Here is a 20409-nt window from a genome sequence, read left to right on the forward strand (position 1 = left end):
ATTAGGCTGTTTGCGGTCATGGCTGTCTCCTTTCGATGGTAGACCATTTCGGACACTTGCTTACTACCATCTGAAGGCGAGACAGCCTTCTTGTCCAATAGATCGCTCAGCACAGGCTTAATCCTATAGCGCTCACCAAGGGCACCAAGCGTACACCGGACATTTCCATCCGTACCTTCTTTGTGTCTTGGTGGTGAACTTCTATTTCAGTTCTGGCGAGGGAGCAAAGGTCGTGGTGATGAGGTGAGCGGCAAGTAGGCAAGCGACCGTAGACAGTAGACGGTAGACAGCAGGGCACGGGCGGGCGAAAGCCCGCCCTGCCCCGTTGGAGGGACGCTGCCAGGAGGCTTGTGCGGGGACCTGAATCGGAAGGGGGGGAGTCAATCCGGGGGTGACTGCGGCATTCAAGGCCGCACACGATGCGGTGCTCAATGTGGCCGTCAGTCAAGGAGTTAGTGCAGGTTTCAGCGCCAGACAGACCGCCGGACTCAGTGCGGCGGCCAACGGCGCAGAGAATGGCGAATTCAGCGCCGCTGTCACGGCCGCACAGGACCCGGCTCTGACCGGCGCGTTGACCTGCGTGCTCAACCGCAGGTTGAGTGCGGCGGCGAGTCGCGCAGCGAGTTCCAGCCTGACCTGCGCGTTCAGCCGTGAGGCAACCGCGACAGCCAGTCACGCCGTCAGCGCCTATGCCACTGCCGAGTTCAGAACGGCATCGAACCGCGGAATCCTGATGCGAGAGCTTTGACTCAACCCGGACTTGGGCACGATCCCAATGCCTAAGAAGGCGTTTTGACGGGATGCAAGATCGAAAATGGGGACAGTCCCAAGGAGCGCACGGACGCGCGGTGCAGTCCCCATTTTCGCAGAGAGCCGCGTGCCGTTCCGGGAAAGCGGCAACTCTGCTGCCGTGCTCCAAAGGCCTGACTGACATCCATATGTAGTGGTGCGCCGGTTGGAAGCCACAATTCTGCCGCCCAGTGGGCGGCCCAGGGACCGCTCCCCCGGTTGCATCTGCCGATACAGCACGAGGTACAACTGACCTTACAACTACAGGTACTTCAAGACGAACAACTTGCCGAACAACAACACGAACAACTGCTGGTACTTCTTGTGGAACAACTTCTCGAACTTCTCGTGATTCAACTCCGCGAGCAACTTCTTGCACAAGTCGAGACACAGCTTGCTACACGGCTGAAGACACATGTGCTTATGCAAGCGACTGCGCAACTGAGGATACTTCGGCCGGTACTTCCCGGCATACTTCGACTGGTACTTCGCGAGATTCGGTCCGTACTCGGACAATCGGTGTAATCTGCGAAATCTATGGATGTCCGTTTCCATCCGGGTTCGGGCCTGAGCTTGCGCTTGGGCTTGAGCTGGGACTACGGTACGAGACGGAGGAAGCGGCGCTTGCCGACTTTGAGGACAGTGGGGGACGTGACTTTGACGAGCAGGCCGGCATCGGTCAGACGTTGGTTGTCGATGTAGAACGCGCCCTCGACGAGCTTGCGGCGGGCTTCGGTCTTGGAGGGAAGAAGCCCGGCAGTGACGACGAGGTCAATGATGTTGATGCCCGCGGCGGGGACCCTGAACTCGGGCATGTCGTCCGGCAACTGTTTGTCCCGGAAGATGCGGTCGAACTCGGCCGAGGCTTCGTCGGCCGCGGCGCGGGAGTGGTAGAGCGCGATAACGTCCTTGGCCAACTCGACCTTGATGTTGCGCGGGTTCTCGCCCGCGCCGAGCCGCTGCTTGAACGCGGCGAGTTCGGGCTCGGGCCGGTCGGTGCAGAGTTCAAGGTAGTTGAGAATCAGGGCGTCGGGGATGGACATGAGCTTGCCGAACATCTCGCGCGGCGAGTCAGTGATGGCGACGTAGTTGCCGTAGGATTTCGACATCTTCTGGACGCCGTCGAGGCCGACGAGCAAAGGCATGGTCAGGACAATCTGTGGTTCCTGGCCGAACTCGCGCTGGAGCTCGCGGCCAACGAGCAGGTTCCAGTACTGGTCAGCACCGCCGAGTTCGATATCGGCTTTGACCGCGACCGAATCGTAGCCTTGGAACAGGGGGTAGAGGAGTTCGTGGACGTGGATCGGGTCGCCTGCTGCCAGCCGTTTCTTGAAGTCCTCGCGTTCAATCAGCCGGGCGACCGTGTATTTGGCCGCGAGTTTGATGATGTCGGCCCCGCCCATCGGCTTGGACCACTCGGAGTTGTAGCGGAATTCGGTTCGGTCGGGCAGGAGGATCTTGAAGACCTGCTCTTTGTACCGTTCCATGTTGGCCTGAATCTGTTCATCGGTGAGCTGAGGCCGGGTCTTGGAGCGGCCCGACGGGTCGCCGATGCTGCCGGTGAAGTCGCCGATGATGAGCACGGCAAGGTGGCCGGCGTCCTGAAACTGGCGGAGCTTGCGCAGGGGCACGGCAAACCCGAGGTGGATGTCCGGACCCGACGCGTCGATGCCCAGCTTTACCCGCAAGGGCTTGCCGGTCTCGTGCGACTTCTTGAGCTTGGCCTGCAGCTCCGCCTCGGTTTCGAGACGGTCGATCCCGCGGAGAAGAGGGGCGAGGGGCGAGGGGTTAGGGGTTAGGGATTGGGAATTGGGAATTGGCAATTCCTTCTACCTTACATCTTGTAGTTCCCGAAGTCTTCGGGGTTGATGGTGCGCATCTTCTCGCGCAGCTCTTTCAGTCGGTCTTCGTCCTGCGCCGTGATCCACTGGCTGGCTTTTTCCATGACTGCATCGGCAACGTAGATGGGCGCGTCAGTGCGGAGGGCAAGGCCGACCGAGTCGGACGGACGTGCATCGATGGTCACGACCCGGTTGTCGGCTTCGAGCACGACCTCGGCGAAGAAAGTCTCGTTTTCAATCTTGGTGATAATGACCCGGCGCACGCGGCCCTGGAGTCCTTCCACCATCAGCCGCATCAGGTCGAGCGTGAGCGGCCGGGGGAAGGCTGTCTTTTCAAGGGCGTAGGCGATGGCCGAGGCTTCGAGCGGGCCGATGAATATCGGCAGGACCCGATCGCCGTCGCGCTCGCGCAGGAGCACGACCGGCGAGTTGTTCACGTTGTCGACAAGGATGCCTTCGACGCGGACTTCAATCATGGAAGTCCGGACGAATTCAGAAATCAGAGAGCAGATACCAGAAATCAGAATGATCCGGATTTCTGCATTGGCCGCAGCGGCCCCTGTCCGACAGTGCTGGTTTCTGGATTCTGAATTCTGCTTTATCCGTGGCCGTTAGGCTGGTTCTTCGGCGACCCAAAGCTTCACTGTCGCCGAGACCTCGTGACCGAGCTTGATCGAGACGTCGTACACTCCGGGGCTCTTGATGGGCTCGGCCAGAACGATGGAGTGTTTGTCGATTTCGTGGCCTTCGGCGGTCAGCAGGGTGGCGATGTCGGCGTTGGTGATGGAGCCGAATGCGCCTTCTTCGCCCATCTTGATGGTCGTCTTTACCGAGACCAGGCCGAGGCGACCGGCGAGGTCGGTCAGCCGTTTGGTAATCTTCGCTTCCTTGGAGGCGAGTTGTTTCTGGATGGAGTCCAGTTGCGCGACCTGAGACTTGGTGGCCTCGAGCGCCAACTTACGGGGGAAGAGGTAGTTGCGGGCATAGCCCGGCTTAACGTTGACGACCGTGCCGCGGGAACCGACGCGCTCGATATCGGAGAGCAGTATGACTTTCATCAGGGGTTGAACGGCAGTAGCGCCATGCTCCGCGCGGTCTTGATCGCGCGAGCGAGACGGCGCTGGTGACGGGCGCAAACGCCCGACATCCTGCCGGACACAATCTTGCCCTTCTCGGTCAGGAAGTCGCGCAGGTGCGGATCCCGGTAGTCGACCTCAGTGATGTCCCGGTCGCAGAAGTAACAGGTTCTCTTGCGGCGGATCGGCATCTTTCTTCTCATGTTAGACTGTGAGGATAGAGAAAAAGACGGGAGAGTCAAGGAAGGCACACTTGGGGAAAGGATGAATGCAGAAGTCAGAAACCAGAATGCAGAAAGGCGGACGCGGGAAGGAGATCCGCAGATTGAGGATTCGGACATAGCAGAATTCAGAAACCAGAAACCAGAATTGCGGACGAGGATAGGATTATCCGCAGATTACGCAGATGAGGAAGATTCCGGCCCGAACCCTGGAACCCCAGGACCCTCGAACCCGCGGTTCCAGGGCTGCCGAAGCTTGACACTGAGTGGTCGCCAAGGTAGCCTTGGCCGAATGGCGCCGGCCGTAAGTGAACTGCAACCAGGAGGTTGATGATGAGATTTCTGCTTTCGCTGTCGCTGCTGACGGGCCTTGCGCTGGCGGTCGAGCCCTATTTCGGCGTCGCCGCAGTACAACCGCTCGCGTCCGAGATGCAAGCCACCTATCGCCTGATGCCCGGCGCATGCCTGGGTGTTCGACTTCCGCGCACGAGTACGTTCGCCTTCCGGGTCGGCGCCGCCGGCTCTATCGGTTCAGGCACCGGGGAGTATCAGGATTTTCACCTCGCCAGTGCCGAACTGGAGCTGGGTGTGGAGCTGCGCACCAGGTCGGCGCTCGGGGCGTACATCGTGCCGGCGATGCTCGCCGGGTACGCCGCGGAGCGGACGCTGGATGCCGACACGCTCGGTAACATCAATGGCCGTTGGGACGGCGGGACGAGCCTTGGCTTCGGCCTGAATGGCGGCGCCGTGCTCTATCAGTCCGGAGCGCTCCGGCTCGACGCGGAGTGCGGGTTTCGATTCCTGTCCGTTCCCATCGACCGACCGCAGTCCGGCGATCTGTACTACTACGACCAGTCGCTCGATGCTTCCACGTTCGGAGTCGGGCTGGTGGTCCGCTTCGCGCCGTCCGAGTCCGAATCAGGGAGGCAGTGATGAGACTGGCGATTGCCCTGCTCGTCCTTGTCGGTGCAGCTTTCGCTGACGGCGGCATGGTCGTGCCGCCGGATGTGGCGATCGAGGAATACGGTCAGGTGGCCATCATCCGATATCTGGACGGCACGGAACAACTGTCGGTTGCCACCTCGTTCCGGTCCGAGGCCACCGATTTCTCCTGGATTCTGCCGTTGCCGGCCGAGCCCGCGGTTGACTCCTTCCAACTCTCGCTCCTTGATGAACTGCAGTACTTCTGCCGGCCGCTGTATCGTACCGGCTCCGGGTTCGGCTGCGCATCCGAGGTGAGCGAGTCCGGCGTGTACAACAGCGACTCGCTCGGCGTCGAGCAGATCGAACGGGGGACTATCGGAACGTACAGCTACCAAGTGCTCAGGACGTCAGAGCCCGAGACGCTGGCCGCATATCTGCGCAACGAGGGGTATGCGTTGCCGGACAGCGCGGCCTCGGTTTTCAGTCACTACACCGCGATGAACTGGCAGTACTTCGTCGTCGCCCGGTCGCTGGACAGCACCGGGCTCGGGTACTACCGTTCGGTCGGCATCAGGTTGACCTTTGCTGCCGACTCGGCCGTCTACCCAATGTACATCAGCCGGCTGAGCTCCGCGTATAGTGGAGTCGTTCTCTACGTTGTGGCCGACCATCGTCAGCTGTTCCCGGGCGCAACGCTGCTTTTCTCCGGCCGCGTTGACCATGGCTCATTTCCGACCTTTCCCGGCTTCGTCGACCGACCTGGCCGGTTGACCAAGCTGCTCAAGTACTATGACACCGCGGGGATGGAGGACGTCTACCTGCGTAGTGCGCCCGATGACAAGGATTACCGAGTTGTCCAGCGAGGCTATGTCGGGTTCTACGGCGCCCTGAGCGGTCTTGTCCCGCTGCTCGGCATCGTCGTCTTCGCGCGCCGGCGACGCGGCCGGCCACGCAGTCTGTAGCGTAGAATTCAGAATCGCGCCCCTTGTCCGCGGCTGACGCCTCGGCGCGGGGCGCTGCTATTTGGACAGCGATTCGGGGCCGGGCGGCTCGGCGAGGGCAGAGCTTATTTCCAGCTTGCCCTCGAGTTGGCCCAAACGCTTCAGGGCATCGTCGTACTTGTTGTGGGCGTTCTTGAGATGCGTGCCAACGGTGTCGAAGTCTTCGCGGAATTTCCCGAAGTCGCCCTGGAGCCGGTTCAGGTGGCCGAGGATTTCCTCGGCTCGCTTCTCAATCTGAAGCCCGCGCAGGCCGAAGACGATTGCCTGGAGATAGGCGTAGAGGCTGTTTGGTGACACCGGGATGACCCGGCGCGAGACGGCATAGGCGCTGACATTCTCCTCGTCCGGCTCGTCTTTGATGATCGTCTCGTAGTAGACGTTCTCGGCCGGGATGTACATCAGCGCGAAATCATAGGTGCCTTCGTCCGGCAGGATGTACTTGCTGGCGATGGCGTCCACGTGCTTCTCGACGTCGGCGATGAAACGCTTGCGCAGCGGCTTGCGCTCTGCGTCGCCGGCAGCGGTCAGGCGCTGGAAGTTCTCGAGCGGGAACTTGGCGTCAATCGGCACCAGCTTGGGCCCGAGCTTGATGACCGCGTCCACCGCCTCACCGCTCCGGAACCGGTGCTGGAGTTCGTAGTTCTGGGGTACGACCTGGTCGAGCAGGTTGCCGAGGAAGAGCTCGCCCACGACGCCGCGCAGCTTCGGCGCTCTCAGGATTTCCTGGAGCGAGGCGATGTCCTTGCCGACTTCGTATATCTGCTGCGAGGATTTGGAGAGCTCGCCCATCGTGGCCGAGACCTCGCGGATGACTCGGACCGCGTTGTCGAGCCGGGTATTGACCTGCCCGGTAGTGTCGCGCATCGAGCGGTCGAGAGCGTCCAGCCGCTGTTGGACCTGGAAGGTCAGGACCGAGAGCTGCTGGTTCACGTTCTTGGTGCTGTTGGTGAGCGCGTCCGTGGTCTCCCTGCGCAGAGCATTCACCTGGTCCTGCATCAGCGACAGGCTCTGTTTGCCGTCCGAGCCGGCACCGATGCGGTTGTACATCAAGAGGAACAGCACCAGGACGATCACCGCGCAGACGACCACGACGATGGTGCCTAGCATGTCAGTATCGCCAGAATCATAGACCGGCGCGTCGTACAGTCAAGCAGATAGGTGGGCGGTGGAAGTGGGGTGCCGGCGTCAGTTCTGTACCGCGCCGGGGTCGAACCTGCGGCCGACTATCGGCACATCTGCTTCACTCGACTTCCAACTGTAGATCGTGTCGAGCAGGCCGTTGAAGAGCTCGTAGGCCCGGGTGCCCGACCCGCAGTCGTTGACGATGAACGAGAAAGCGTAGGTGTCGGTCTGCCCGAACAGGAAGCCGGACAGGCAGAAGACGCCGCGGATATAGCCGGTCTTCGCCGCCAGATGTGGCCCGACGTCCAGGTTGCGTTTGATCAGCGTTCCCGGCCGGCCCGGCACCGCGAGGGTGGAAATGAACAGGTCCCGCCATTTCGATTGATAGTCGGTCACGAGCAGTTTTGCCAGGGTGGCGGCGGTGAGACGGTTGTGTTGCGACAGACCGCAGGCATCGCAGAGTTTCATGCCCGGCCGGGTGACCCCGCGCTGGTCGAGAAATGCATCCAGCAGGCGCGGGCCATCGATGCCGTACCTGCGGCTGAGGAAGTCGAGCATCCACTCGGCTTCGGTATTGTCCGACTCGCGGTCGGCGAGCACCAGGTGGCGGTAGCCGGGGAAGTCGGGCCGGGCATTCAAGCCCAGCGAGTCGACGAGTTTCCGGTTGACGCGGTGGAGATGCGAAGTCAGGTTGGTGGAATCGAGGTGAAGGTCAAGCGCACGGACCAGGGATGAATCCCAATGTTCGATGGCGTACGACGTTACCAGGAGCTTCTGGCACGAGGCCGGCCGCAGCGGCTGGCTTGCGCCGGAATCGTAGAGCAGCGAATCGCGGGAACAGGAGAAGACGGCGATGCCGATGCGCCAGTGGATGTTGCCGTGCGCCCGGATCTGTCCGTCGAGCGCGGACCTGAGATCATAGCGAACTACTTCAGGCGGAGGCGGCGGCTGGGTAGTGGCCGGTTCGCCGGTGCCGGCCAAGCCGAAGGCCAGGGCGAGTATCAGGGCCTGGAGCGTCGGCCTACCCGGCATTCCTGAGTGCTAGCGTTTTCCTATGAGGAAGTCGTGGGCGGACATCGCGGCGAGCGCGCCATCGCCGACCGCGGTCGCGACCTGGCGCAGAGGAGTGTTGCGAACGTCGCCCGCGGCGAATACGCCCGGGACGTTCGTGCGCAGACGGTCGTCGGTCTTGATGTTGCCGCCGCCGTCCAACGCAAGCAGATTGGCGCACCAGCCTGTGTTGGGCAGCCATCCGACGTAGATGAAAACGCCGGCAACCGGTAGAGAATAGTGTGACTCGTCCTTGAGGTTCTTCACGGTCAGCCCGCCCATGCGCTGGGTTCCATCGACGGACTCGACCACGCAGGACAGGTGGTAATCGACGTTGCTGCGTTCACGCAGCCGCTGCTGCCCCAGCCGGCAGGCGCGAAACTCGTCGCGGCGATGGACGACGTGAACACGCGCGACGATGTTTGAGAGGTACAGCGCCTCGTCCAGTGCGGAGTCGCCGCCGCCGATTACCGCGACCTCTTTTCCCTTGAACAGCGGGCCGTCGCAGATAGCGCAGTATGACACGCCGCGACCGACGAGCTCTACCTCGCCGGGGACGCCGAGCCGCTTCGGCTTGACCCCGGAGCAGACGATGACTGTCATCGCCGCAATCGGGCCGGCAGTGGTCGCAACCTCGAAGCCGCCGGAGGTGACGGCGATTCCGGTCGCCTCGGCATTCATCATCTCGCAGCCGAAGCGCGCAGCCTGCTGTTCCATGGTCTGGGCAAGCAGCATTCCGCCGACCGGCTCGGAGAAGCCCGGATAATTCTCGACCTCGGAAGTAAGAGCCATCTGGCCCCCGGCGAACGACTGCTCCATGATGATTACCTTGTGACCGGAGCGGGCGGCATAGATGCCGGCGGTGAGGCCGGCGGGACCTGCGCCCACGGCAAGAATTTCGGTCTGCTTCAAGGCGTGGGTATTCTACGAGAAAAGGCGCGGAAGGGCAAGACTGGATGCACCTTCCGCGCTGGAAGAGTCCTTGCCGCCAGCGCAGGAGTTCGATTCGCTGCGCTATGACTTTACGAGACCGAGGTCGAACAGGCGGCCGTGGTCGTCGGCGGATTACCTGCTGCGGCTCAGCAGAACGGCGAGCACGGCCCGCTGCGCGTGGAGCCGGTTCTCGGCCTGGTCCAGCACGACGGACTGAGGGCCTTCAAGGACTTCGGCGGTGATTTCCTCACCGCGATGGGCGGGCAGGCAATGGAGCACCTTGGCTCCGGGTTTGGCCTGGGCCATCAGCTCACGATTGAGTTGGTAGGGCCGGAAGATATGCTTCCGTTGTTCCGCCTCTGCTTCCTGGCCCATCGACGCCCAGACGTCGGTATAGACAAAGTCCGAGTCCTTCGCCGCGGCCTTTGGGTCGTAGGTGAGGACAATCTGCGTGCCGCTCTTCTTTGCGTATTCCAGGGCTCGTGTGGTTACCGCATGCGGCGGTTCGAAGCCCTTGGGGGTGGCCACCCGCAGGTTGACGCCGACCAGGCCGCAGGCAAGCATCAGCGAGTTACAGACGTTGTTGCCGTCACCGGTCCAGCAGATAGTTGCACCTTCGAGGCTGCCGCGGTGCTCGAGCACAGTCAAGAGGTCGGCGAGAATCTGACACGGATGCTCCTCGTCGCAGAGGGCGTTGACCACCGGCACCGTAGCATTGGCAGCAAGTTCGGTAATCTTCGAGTGCTCGAAGACACGCGCGATGATGCAATCCACCCAGCGCGACAGGTTGCGTGCAACGTCCGACACCGTCTCTCTTACTCCGAGCCCGATGTCGGTCGGGCCAAGGTAGATGGCGGAACCGCCGAGGTCGCGCATCGCCTTCTCGAAGGTTACCCGCGTGCGGAGCGACGGCTTCTCGAATATCAGCGCTCCCATCGCGCCGGGCGCGATGTCGAGACGGTGCTGCTGCTTGATTGCCTGCTTCAGTTCGATTGACTTCTTCAGCAGTCCAAGGATTTCGTCTTTGGACAGGTCATTAATGGACGTCAGGTCTTTGTTCATGGTGTTTGTGGCTTAAACCCTTTCTTGGCAGCCTTCGGGCAGCAGGCCAGAATGCCGGTATGAGATTTCGGTGTGTCCGGCAATTCTGGTTTCTGGTCTCTGGTTTCTGAATTCTGCACTATCCGGTCCTCAGAGTATGTATCGGCTCAGGTCTTTGTTCTCCACGATGTTCTTCAGCTTGCTGCGGACGTAGGTGGCGGTGACCGTTTGCGCCGTGACTTTCGGGTCCGGCAGCCTGAACAGAATATCGTCGAGCAGCGCGGTCATCACGGTGTGCAGCCGCCGGGCGCCGATGTTCTCGGTCTCGTTGTTGACCCGCTCGGCGATGGCGGCAATCTCGTCAATCGCGTCCCTGGTAATGGTCAATCTCACGCCTTCGCTTGCCAGCAGCGCGGTATACTGGCGGACCAGTGCGTTCTCGGGTTCGGTCAGGATGCGGCGCAGGTCGTTTCCGGAGAGCGGCTGCAGTTCCACTCGGATCGGGAACCGGCCCTGGAACTCGGGAATCATGTCCGCGGGTTTCACCTTGTGGAAAGCGCCCGCGGCGATGAAAAGGATGTGGTCGGTGCGGAGCATCCCGTACTTGGTAAGGACGCTCGAACCCTCGACCACCGGCAGCAGGTCGCGTTGTACACCTTCGCGCGATACGTCCGGTCCCGAGGTCGAGGGCGTGGCGGCCACAATCTTGTCGATCTCGTCAATAAACACGATGCCCGTCTTCTCGGTGCGCTGGTGCGCCTCGGCAATGACCTCATCCATGTCAATCAGCTTCTGCGCCTCCTCCTGCGGAAGCAGGCGGCGGGCCTCGGCGACAGTCAATTTCCGCTTCTTGGTGCGCTTGGGCATGGCGGCGGACATGACCTCCTGCACTTCGATCGCCATCTCCTCGCCGCCCATCTGCGACAGCATCTCGGAGAACGGCATGAAGTGGGTCGTTGCTTCGGTCTCGATTATCTGCTGGTCGAGCTCTCCGGCGCGGAGATGCGCGCGCAGTCTTTCCCGGGCCTCCCGGCCTTCGTGCGCCTTTGACTGGCGGGCAATCAGGATGTCGAGGATTCGTTCCTCGGCCAGTGCCTCGGCTTGCCTCATCACTGCCTGCATGCGCTCTGCCTTCACGATATTGACGCCGATCTCCATCAAATCCCGGATCATCGAGTCCACGTCCCGGCCGACGTACCCGACCTCGGTGAACTTCGACGCCTCGACTTTGACGAACGGCGCCTGCGCCAGGCGCGCGAGGCGGCGGGCGATCTCGGTCTTGCCGACTCCCGTGGGGCCGATGAGGATGATGTTGTTGGGCAGTATCTCTTCGCGGAGCTGCTCCGGCACCTGGTTGCGGCGCCAGCGGTTACGCAGGGCGATGGCCACGGCTTTCTTGGCCTTATCCTGGCCGATTACGTAGCGGTCAAGCTCGTGGACGATTTCCTGCGGCGTCAGAGCTTGCGGCCGTGGCGCCGGTGGCGGCAGATCGGTTGACCTGGTTCTTCGAGGCATGAGGGCGTATAGAATAGGGCAGAAGCGACGGCAGTCAAATGAAGGAAAGACCGAGTGACCAATCGACAATTCCCAGTTCCTCACCCTCGCTCTCTCCCAGAGGGAGAGGGAAGGGGTGAGGGTGGCACTGAGTCATTGAGGCTTGATTGGCTATTGGCAATTGGTCATTCCTCTGGTGGAAGCGTTTGACATTGGTCCGCCGCTGCCTAGAGTAAGCGCGATGGTCGACCCAGCCGTGAGTTCCGAGCGCAAGAGCTTCCGCTACCTCGACGTCATTACCGCCTTCTTCGTGGCGGTGCTGCTCATCTCCAACACCGTCTCGGTTAAGCTCGTCCATTTCTGGATCTTCACCTACGACGGCGGCACGATCCTCTTTCCCCTCAGCTACATCTTCGGCGACATCCTGACCGAGGTCTACGGGTTCAGCCGCTCACGCAAGGTCATCTGGCTCGGCTTCGCGTGCACGCTGCTGATGGCCAACGTCTACATTCTGGTCGGCCGGATTCCGGCCGCTCAGGGCTGGCCGTTCCAGCAGGACTACGTGAACATCCTCGGCCTCGTGCCGAGAATCGTGATTGCCAGCCTGATTGCCTACTTCGCCGGGGAATTCTCAAACTCGTATACGCTGGCCAAGATGAAGATCTGGACCCGAGGCCGGTGGCTCTGGTCCCGGACGATCGGCTCGACGATTGTGGGCGAGTTTGTGGACACCCTGCTCTTTGTCTCCATTGCCTTTCTCGGCGCGACCGGGTATCCGACCCGCGTGCTGGTCGCGGTTCTGGTCTCCAACTACATCTTCAAGGTCGGCGTCGAGGTCTTGTTCACTCCGCTGACCTATGCGATTGTGGGCTTCCTGAAACACCGCGAGCAGGAAGACTTCTACGACTACCACACCGACTTCAACCCGTTCCACGGCGGCGGGGACATGACCCATTCGTCCTCGAATGGGATCGTGTCCCAAGCCGAACCAAATCTCCACCGTCCGAATCTCGTGACCTTCGCCTGTATCCTCGCCTTCGCCACCGCCCAGCTACTCATCTTCAAGGTCGAGGGCCAGGAGCTCGTGCCGGCGACGACTCTGTACTTGGTGTTCAACGCCCTGCTGATTCTGCTCGCGACGGTCGGGCTATGGCGGATGAAGCGCTGGGCCCTGACTCTGGCCGCGGCCCTGTTCTTGGCGAATCAGGGAATTCTGTTCCTCGCTCGTGCCTGGCACCCCTGGACTCTGGCATCGGTCCTGCCGGTCGCCACGGCGCTCTGGTGCTCTCGGCGAATGGGCTAGGCCAGCGCCGCGCTGGTCTGCAATCGTCAATCCGGAATCTGGAGTGCTTAGAACCTGACGGTCAATCTCGAATCGGAAATGGGTTGTCCAAGCTAATCTGTAATCTACAATCTGGAATGTCGTTGCGTCAGGAATCGCCTGCTGTGTCGCCGGGACTTCCCGAGCGGGATCGGGCACGGACTCGGGCCGCTCTAGACCAGCCTCTCGTACTCGTCGTGCGAACCGATCCAGAACCAACAGAACCGATCACCATCAAGTAGCGCGAGTGCCCGGTAGCCCCGCACCACTCGCACAGCCCAGACGTCGCCGGTCTTCTTGAAACAGAGAGAGGGATGCCGAGGATTCGCGCGCCAGAGAACGAAGGCCCGCCGTGCGCGGGCAATCTACAATCTGAAATCTGCAATCTAGAATGTCGTCAGAGGGGCTTGGTCCGGCCGGCCGCGATATCCTCCTTGGCGCGGTCGAGCAGCCCCTGCAGCCGACCGCCCGGCAGCGCATCCGCGGCAATCTCCTTGTCCCAGGAGTCCATCCGCTGTGACTCGAACTCGGCAAGCCAGGCCAGCAACTCGTCCAGCTCCGCGTCCGGCAAGGCGCTGACTTCGGCGGCGATCTTCTCCACTGCCGTCTTCATGATGAATCAGTATAGCACGTCGAGCAGGTCAATCAAGCCACCTACTGCCGCCCGCCGGAGTTCATGATGCTCTGCCGCGTGACATGGCCCCATAATCCAAGATGGACGAACGAGAGATGGAGGGACAGAGGACTCAGGTATCCGGAGGCGGTCGGCGGCTAGCCGTGAGCCGTCAGCCGAAGGCGTCAGCCGTCACCATTGGCGGTAAGGCCATCCATGACGGCCGGGCGGAGGGTCGTATCGTCCGGGCATGAGGGCTTGTTGGTCATCGATGGAAACGAGAAGAGGCGTCAGCCAACCCGCGACCTCACCAATCGTCCGCATTTCCTTGCTGTCGTACGGGTAATACTCATTGAGCAGATGCGGGTTCAGACTCGGGTTCCGGTAGAAACTGTCATCGTTCGCCGCCCCCCGCAGGTATCTCGCACTGTGCCACTGGCCGCAGGTGACCGCCATGTGGCCTGCGTCGGGCAGGAAGCGGACGAGTAACGGATTGAGGATGCGCAAGCGCCCAGGCAGTGTGTCGTGTGCGCGGGTGGTGTCGAAAGGCGAGCTGAGGCGCGCCGCGAAGTGGGGGGCAGGGCTGCTGAGATTCACGGCGCGCTGATGGAGGTTCGCAGAATCGGTGCCGGCTGCGGCTTGGGTGGACGCCTCAGGCTGGCCGGCGAGGCAGACTGCTGCGAGGATTGAGCTGAGCAGAACGCCGAGCCTCATCGTGAACATGATAGACTCACGGCCGCGCGTGTCAAGTCGGTGGGAAGTGGGCTGCCGGCCCGCGGCCTGCGGCTTGAGCTTGCGCTTGTGCTTGGGCTGCGGCGGGGCGCGAATGGCGGGCGAAATTGGGGCATGGACCGCAGGAGCCGCTGTCGCGTGGCCGGACTTCACGCCGTTTTCCAATGCCGAAGTATATATAGTTGAGGTGCGGCCACAGTCTTCGGCCGGGTCTGGAAGCGTGGCCGAGCACAAGAACAGACCGTAAGGCTGCGTGGAGTAACCCGGCAGTCGTCTAAACACTGGCCGGGGCCATGCTTAGGAACGTAGGTGCTCTAGAGGGAGGTCCTATGCGGCAAGCGGTTCTCATGTCCCTGCTGGTGCTGATTCCGGCACTGGCCATAGGTGCGGCCAACCAAACGGTGCTCGCGCCCGACGTTTCATCGAGGTCGGCTAATGCGTTTCCCGGCGACGGTAGGTCGGGCCCGCCGGGTTCGCTGGCCGGCGCCCGGTTCACAATCGGCAAAGTTGATACAGTCGGCGGCACAACCTACGACAATCAGTTCAACGGACCATCTTGGCGTTTGCTCGTCAATGCGGCGGGCCACGGAATCTACGTTGTCTGGATGTATTCTGCCGACACGACGATCTACTTTCCTGGCCGGAACATGCGCCTCAATTACTACGACCGCGCGCTACACAAGTGGGTCTACTCTGACTCGACGAGCTTCATGTCCAGGGGACTGAACGTCTTCGGGAGGCGCGCGGGCTTCGGCGGCATCGACGTGGATACCAGCGGCACACCCTTCATTAGCTGCCACGCCACCCTCGGCGGTGCAACCAGGCCCTGGGTTGACAAGGGAGTGACGGGCAACTACTCGGATACGACCCTCACTACTTGCATGTGGCCGCCGATTGCGGTGGGCCAGACCGGCGCGGTGCACATCTTCCCGATAACTTCCAGCTATGGCTTGACCTACTGCCGCATTGCCCCTGATAGCTGGCCGCACTGGTCCGCTCCAATGAGCGGGATTGTTCCAACCCCTGGTTTCCCCAGTCAGAACATCGCCGCCTCAAAGGTGTCGAACAAGGTCGCGCTGGTCTGGGAAGTGAAGCAGTCCCATAAAGCGTATCAGATGTACAGTACCGATGGCGGCCTGACGTGGGACAGCACTTCCGAACTGGTTCCCCCTGCAGCCTATGGCGTGGACACGCTGACAGGCTTCGGCACCCAGTCGCTATTTCCGTTCTACGACCGGCACGACCGGCTGCACGTCGTGGCAAATCTGTCGCCGGTTGTGAACGACACGGCCCTGCCCGTGCCGTCGCAGATATGGCACTACTGCCCGGACGACACACCGCAGTGGAGCCGGATCCACTGCGCGGGCTGCAACCCGGCCAACATGAAGGGCGTGCTCGACTCCAACGCGACGTACGCCTGCCGCCCGAGTATGGGCGAAGACCAGGCCGGCGGCCTCTACGTCGCCTGGGAACAGTTCGATTCGCTGAACGTCGACACCACCACGTCCTACCTCCGGGCCGACATCTTCATGGCCCAAGATAGCGGGGACAACGGCGCGAGCTGGCAGCCGAGCGTGAGAATCACGGGCCAGGGGTCGTGGAGCTGTCGCTTTCCGTCGGCTATCGACTACTTCGATGACGACACCTTCCGTGTGACGTACGTTATTGACCAGGTCGCCGGTCTCTTTACGTTTACACCCTCCGAGGGCGTGGTTTCGAGGAACCCAGTTGTTGTCCAGAGATTCTCCGTTCCGGTTGGGATTGCCGAGGGCAGTAGGCCGATAGTCCCAAGTGTCGAGATATTGGCCGCGCCCAATCCGTTCGGTAGAGCGACCACCATCAACTACCAGCTTGGGCGCGCCGGGTCGGTGACGCTGACCGTCCATGACGTTGCCGGCAAGGCCGTGCGAAGGCTGGCCGGCGGGCCGCAACCTGCCGGACTCCACTCGGTTTCCTGGAACGGCAGAGATGACCGGGGCCGCGCCCTGCCGACCGGAGTCTACTTCTGCACGCTGGACATTGGCACGAAGCGAATAAGCAGAAAGGTAGTCATGACCGAATAGCAGATGTCCTCCCATGCAGAAGCTGGGTCGCGCACCTTGACGCAAGACCGAAAGCCCATTATCCTGACAACCAGTGGAACCTGAATTCCCACGAGGTCTGGCGAGAGTCGAGATAGGGGTAGTGTCCTCATGTTGCCCGAGAATCTCTCCAGGCGGAAGCCGGACATGAGACCGCATGTTCGCGGTTCCTGGTTACTTACTGCTCCGGGCATGAATTACCTGTCATTTCACCCTCACCCTTGCCCTCTCCCGATCAAGGGAGAGGGAACTCCCCGCTCCCTCTCCTCGTTGAGGAGAGGGTTGGGGGTGAGGAGGCCGAAATGTCATGTATTGGGCGCTCTCATTAGCATGTTCTGTCTGGCCGTGCCGGGCGCGGTCGCGTTCGCGGGTGAGTTCGGCAAGATTGCCGGCCGGGTGCTGGACGAGGGCGGACAGCCGTTGGCAGAGGCGAACGTCGTCGTCTCCGGTCAGACTTTCGGAGCGGCAAGCGGTGCGGACGGGTTCTACGTCATCCTGAACGTCCCGGTCGGCACGTACGCGGTGGAGGCCTCGGTGATTGGCTATCGGACGGTGAGCGTGACCGGCGTGCGGGTGGAGCCGGACCGTACAGCGAGGGTCGACTTTCGCCTGAGCACATCCGCCATCGCCTTGCCTGAAGTCACGGTCAAAGCGGATAATCAGATTGTCTCCAAAGACATGGTCGGTGCGAGGTATTCGATTCCAGCCCAGGAGATGAGCTACCTGCCGTTCGAATACTTGGAGGGCGGAATTCCCGCGTTCTCGCCCGGGGTGGCGCAGACCGAGTCGAGCTTTCACGTGCGCGGGGGCAGGGCCGACGAGGTCGACTACCGGATTGACGGTGTGAGCGTGGTCGACCCGGTGTCGGGCGATTTCGGCATACAGCTTCCGACCAGCGCGGCCGATGAGGTGATATTCATGCCCGGCGGGTTCTCGGCCGAATACGGCCGGGCGATGTCGGGCGTGGTTGACATGATAACCGCGTACCCGAAGTCCGAGCCTAGCGCGTCGTACCGAATCAGCACCGAGAAACCGATGCCCTACGACTACAACTTCGGATATAACGACCAGTCAGTTCAGGCGCATCTGCCGGTGACGAAGAACCTGCGGCTGTTCGTAGATGCGGACGGCATGACGACCTCAGACTGGGACCCGCGCCTGTTCCTGCTGCCGCACAAAGGACGTGCTGACTACTCGCTCTATGGCAAGGCGGTTGCAGACCTTGGTCCCACACTGAAGCTCACCGGCTCAGCCATGGTATCCCGCAGTCAGTTTGACCGGTACCAGTCGCAGTGGCGGCTCCGGCTCGACGAGTACCGTTCAGACCTGCGCCACGGCAACCTCGGCACAGCCTGCCTGACCTGGCTGCCCGAGGAACGGTTCCTGGGCAAGGTGCAGGTCTCGCGTTTCTACTCCGACAAGACGTATGGCGTGAGAGAGCCGGGGCCGGTGAGCATGTGGCAAGACTTTCAGTTCCGCGACACCAGCGAATACGGGCTGGCGGTGGTTGACGAGAACAACCCGTGGCACATGACGTGGAACCGCTACTGGTACTTCATCACCCGGGGCACTTTTGATGACTATGGTCACACCGCATCGGAAGTCTGGAGCCCGAAGCTGCTCGCCACTGCGCAGGTGACGCCCAACCATCAAGTATCGGCAGGCGCGGAAGGCGACCTCTATGACGTGTCGAGTGTCCGGTACGTTGCTCTCAAGTCGAACTTCCCGTTCACCGATACCTACCAGTACCGGCCGGTCGAGATGAGCGCCTATATGCAGGACAAGGTCGAGTACGAAGACCTGTATGCCGACCTCGGTCTCCGCTTTGACCAGCTTCGGCCCAACGCTACCTACAAGGAGAGCCTCTCGGTCTGGCAGTCGCCCCGCGCGACTGCCACGCCTAAGAGCGCGTTGTCGCCAAGGCTCGGCGCGTCATTCCGCATAACCGATTGGCTCTTCACCCGTGCAAACTACGGCTACTACACGCAGTTCCCGGTGTTCTCATGTCTGTACGACAACACGGTGAACCCGATGGTTTATCGCAATGCTCCCTTGCGCATAGTCGGCAACCCCGACCTGAAGCCGGAGCGGACCCAGGCCTATGAGATGGGGTTCCAGGGCGAGGTGACAAGAGACCTGTTGCTTACTGCGAATCTCTGGCACAAGGACGTCTTCGACCTCGTCGGTACGCGATCGGTGCCAGCCCTGCCTCAGCCGTATGTGACCTACGTCAACATGGACTACGCGAAGCTAACCGGCGTCGAGTTCATCGTCGAGGCAAGGAATAGCTGGCTTGACACCAAACTATCCTACACACTCTCCTATGCCCGCGGCACCAGCGCCTATGCGAACCAGTACTACGACTTGTTCATCCGGCAGGGCCGGACCGTGCCCGACGTGGAGTACAGCCTCGATTTTGACCAGCGGAATCGGTTCTTCGCGCAGGTCGACGCCACCGTGCCGGAGCAGACGACCGGGACCAAGTGGCTTGATGCCGTGCTCGACAGCCTCGGCTGCCATTTGCTCGGATACCTTGGCAACGGGTTCCCTTATTCGCCGCCCGGCGGCATCGGCGACCCGGCCACGTGGGACGTGCTCAACGGGCCGTGGCAGTCGAACGTTGATGCGGTCCTGACCAAGCCAATCCGGTTGGGGCGCGTGAAGGTTGACTTGGTGGCGGAAATCCTGAACGTGCTCGACATCAGGGAAGTGCTCTACGTATACCCGATGACGGGTTCGCCGATTGACGACGGCGCACGGTTCTCGTACTACGACTTCGAGTTCGCGCGGGTGCCGCGCTGGTTTGGTGATGCGTACTACAACCCGCAACTGGACGCAAACCACGACGGGTTCATGTCTGCGGACGAGGGTCAGTACGAGGGATACAGGAGCGCGCTCGCGTCTCACAGTGCAGCGATCGACTGGATAAACAACTACGGCCCGCCTCGTCGGGCGCGGCTCGGATTCACGGTCGGGTTCTAGGAGCGGAATGGCGAAGCTCCACCAGAGACCAGGCTCGAATAACAGAGGGAAATGACGAAGTGGAAATGACGAAGTTGGCCCGACGGAGTTCTTCCCGGGTTCGATCATTTGTCATTCTCCGCTTGCTACTTGCCGCTTGCGGCGCACTCCTCTGCCTGCTGGCTTGCAGAGACCCGAACTCGTATCAACCGACCAACCCGACAAAGTCCGACCCGCCGCCGCCGCCCGTACTTTCCGACCCTGTCAACGGCTGGGTGAGCAACGACACCTGCTATCCGCAGGCTGTGGGTTTCGGCTGGCAAGCGGTTCACGGTGCTCAGTTCTACGAGATTCAAGTCTCCATCTGGGACTCGCTGTTTACTCTCCATCACATAGTATACTCAAACCCGCGGATCTACGAGACCGGGGTTACTGCTTCGGACTCGACGTATGGGGGGTACTACTGGCGCGTACGCGCGGCCAGCAGCAACTGGAACAACTACACGAACTGGTCAGACCCGTTTCACTTCTCGCTGCCGAATCCAAGACCGCCGAAGTAGCTCAGCGGCCGGCGTCCGCGGGTGGAAAGAGGGGAGGAGAAGGACACTTCCCTATCTTACTGACAGCACAGATGGAGCTGGCGGGGCTGTCAATCCGCACGGGGGTCGGCCAATCTACAATCGACAACCTGGAATCCACACTGGCCTTGATGGCCCGTCGGGGGGGGTCGGGGACACAATACTTAATTGCCATCGACTTGACCAATTCAACAGTAAAGCGCAGCACTTGAGGTGCGAATGCGTGTAGCGTTGTCTGCTGGGTCCACTTCCGCGCCTTGATTGCTGAGAATCAGCGCTTCAGTAGGAAGGTGATACTCACCGAGTAGGTCGGCTGTCCTCATAACCAAAGGCTGCCCGCATCGCTGCGGGCAGCCACTTGTCAGTCGCTACGACTTCGGCGCGGCGATGTCGAAGACGTCACGCGGCTTCGCCGCGAGTTTCCAGTTGCCAGTCGGCAGGTCGCAGTGGCCGGACGAGTGGCCGCCTGGCAGGTTCCAGCGTGTTGCCTAGGGTTTCGGCGCTTCTACGTCAAAGACGTCCTCATGGGTCCTGGCCAGGACCTGACGCGCCTACGGCGCGAGTTGCCAGTTTCCAGTTGGCAGTTTGCAGGAGTCAGACGCTGGGGTCGGAAGGCGCTGCGTTGAGACCC

19 protein-coding genes are annotated in these 20409 nt (G+C 61.5%); 7 read left to right on the top strand and 12 right to left on the bottom strand.

What is annotated here, in order from left to right; all coding sequences use genetic code 11:
- The first annotated feature begins 391 nt into the window (after nt 1-391).
- Entirely contained in the window at nt 392-748 is a 357-nt protein-coding gene (locus VMH22_04685) for a hypothetical protein (protein HTW90985.1), read from the top strand.
- A gap of 302 nt (nt 749-1050) precedes the next feature.
- On the opposite strand, the gene VMH22_04690 is transcribed toward VMH22_04685, so the two are convergent.
- The 5 genes from VMH22_04690 to rpsR all read right to left on the bottom strand — a co-directional run bounded on the left by VMH22_04690 (nt 1051) and on the right by rpsR (nt 3909).
- A complete protein-coding gene (locus VMH22_04690; protein HTW90986.1) occupies nt 1051-1305 on the bottom strand; it encodes a hypothetical protein in 255 nt (84 codons plus the stop codon).
- An 80-nt stretch (nt 1306-1385) separates the two neighbouring features.
- A complete protein-coding gene (tyrS, locus tag VMH22_04695; GenBank protein HTW90987.1) occupies nt 1386-2612 on the bottom strand; it encodes a tyrosine--tRNA ligase in 1227 nt (408 codons plus the stop codon).
- Between the two features lie 11 nt (nt 2613-2623).
- Nucleotides 2624-3106 (bottom strand): bifunctional nuclease family protein, encoded by a 483-nt coding sequence (locus VMH22_04700; GenBank protein ID HTW90988.1) that lies wholly within the window; start codon nt 3104-3106, stop codon nt 2624-2626.
- A 135-nt stretch (nt 3107-3241) separates the two neighbouring features.
- A complete protein-coding gene (rplI, locus tag VMH22_04705; protein ID HTW90989.1) occupies nt 3242-3688 on the bottom strand; it encodes a 50S ribosomal protein L9 in 447 nt (148 codons plus the stop codon).
- Entirely contained in the window at nt 3688-3909 is a 222-nt protein-coding gene (gene rpsR / locus VMH22_04710; protein ID HTW90990.1) for a 30S ribosomal protein S18, read from the bottom strand. Before rpsR ends, rplI begins: the two co-directional genes overlap by 1 nt.
- A gap of 348 nt (nt 3910-4257) precedes the next feature.
- Here rpsR and VMH22_04715 point away from each other — a divergent pair, with 348 nt between their 5' ends.
- Both VMH22_04715 and VMH22_04720 read left to right on the top strand, forming a co-directional pair.
- A complete protein-coding gene (locus tag VMH22_04715; protein ID HTW90991.1) occupies nt 4258-4860 on the top strand; it encodes a hypothetical protein in 603 nt (200 codons plus the stop codon).
- Nucleotides 4860-5813: a DUF2330 domain-containing protein gene (locus tag VMH22_04720; protein ID HTW90992.1), complete on the top strand. Its 954-nt coding sequence runs from the start codon at nt 4860-4862 to the stop codon at nt 5811-5813. The genes VMH22_04715 and VMH22_04720 overlap by 1 nt, the downstream gene beginning before the upstream one ends.
- 57 nt (nt 5814-5870) lie before the next feature.
- Here VMH22_04720 and VMH22_04725 read toward each other — a convergent pair whose 3' ends face one another.
- The 5 genes from VMH22_04725 to hslU form a co-directional block, all read right to left on the bottom strand.
- Nucleotides 5871-6959 (bottom strand): DNA recombination protein RmuC, encoded by a 1089-nt coding sequence (locus VMH22_04725; GenBank protein ID HTW90993.1) that lies wholly within the window; start codon nt 6957-6959, stop codon nt 5871-5873.
- Nucleotides 6960-7037: 78 nt separating this feature from the next.
- Nucleotides 7038-8006 (bottom strand): D-alanyl-D-alanine carboxypeptidase, encoded by a 969-nt coding sequence (locus VMH22_04730; protein HTW90994.1) that lies wholly within the window; start codon nt 8004-8006, stop codon nt 7038-7040.
- Nucleotides 8007-8015: 9 nt separating this feature from the next.
- Nucleotides 8016-8936 carry a thioredoxin-disulfide reductase gene (gene trxB / locus VMH22_04735; protein HTW90995.1) on the bottom strand — a complete coding sequence of 307 codons (921 nt, stop codon included), beginning with the start codon at nt 8934-8936 and terminating at the stop codon, nt 8016-8018.
- 153 nt (nt 8937-9089) lie between these two features.
- Entirely contained in the window at nt 9090-10019 is a 930-nt protein-coding gene (gene argF / locus VMH22_04740) for an ornithine carbamoyltransferase (GenBank protein ID HTW90996.1), read from the bottom strand.
- A gap of 129 nt (nt 10020-10148) precedes the next feature.
- Nucleotides 10149-11513 carry an ATP-dependent protease ATPase subunit HslU gene (hslU, locus tag VMH22_04745; GenBank protein ID HTW90997.1) on the bottom strand — a complete coding sequence of 455 codons (1365 nt, stop codon included), beginning with the start codon at nt 11511-11513 and terminating at the stop codon, nt 10149-10151.
- A gap of 220 nt (nt 11514-11733) precedes the next feature.
- On the opposite strand from hslU, the gene VMH22_04750 reads away from it, so the two are divergent.
- A complete protein-coding gene (locus tag VMH22_04750; protein ID HTW90998.1) occupies nt 11734-12795 on the top strand; it encodes a queuosine precursor transporter in 1062 nt (353 codons plus the stop codon).
- A gap of 415 nt (nt 12796-13210) precedes the next feature.
- On the opposite strand, the gene VMH22_04755 is transcribed toward VMH22_04750, so the two are convergent.
- On the bottom strand, nt 13211-13426 hold the full coding sequence (locus tag VMH22_04755; GenBank protein ID HTW90999.1) for a hypothetical protein: 216 nt from the start codon (nt 13424-13426) through the stop codon (nt 13211-13213).
- A gap of 192 nt (nt 13427-13618) precedes the next feature.
- Entirely contained in the window at nt 13619-14140 is a 522-nt protein-coding gene (locus tag VMH22_04760) for a hypothetical protein (protein ID HTW91000.1), read from the bottom strand.
- A 347-nt stretch (nt 14141-14487) separates the two neighbouring features.
- Between VMH22_04760 and VMH22_04765 the strand changes: the two genes are divergently transcribed.
- The 3 genes from VMH22_04765 (at nt 14488) to VMH22_04775 (ending at nt 19760) form a co-directional block, all read left to right on the top strand.
- Nucleotides 14488-16221 carry a FlgD immunoglobulin-like domain containing protein gene (locus tag VMH22_04765; GenBank protein ID HTW91001.1) on the top strand — a complete coding sequence of 578 codons (1734 nt, stop codon included), beginning with the start codon at nt 14488-14490 and terminating at the stop codon, nt 16219-16221.
- Nucleotides 16222-16569: 348 nt separating this feature from the next.
- Entirely contained in the window at nt 16570-19221 is a 2652-nt protein-coding gene (locus VMH22_04770) for a TonB-dependent receptor (protein ID HTW91002.1), read from the top strand.
- A gap of 122 nt (nt 19222-19343) precedes the next feature.
- The gene (locus tag VMH22_04775; GenBank protein ID HTW91003.1) at nt 19344-19760 is read left to right on the top strand and encodes a hypothetical protein; all 417 of its coding nucleotides are present in this window, start codon (nt 19344-19346) and stop codon (nt 19758-19760) included.
- Nucleotides 19761-20409: the final 649 nt, after the last annotated feature.

This window comes from bacterium, assembly GCA_035505375.1.
Classification (GTDB): domain Bacteria; phylum Hydrothermota; class Tepidihabitantia; order Tepidihabitantales; family Tepidihabitantaceae; genus UBA2258.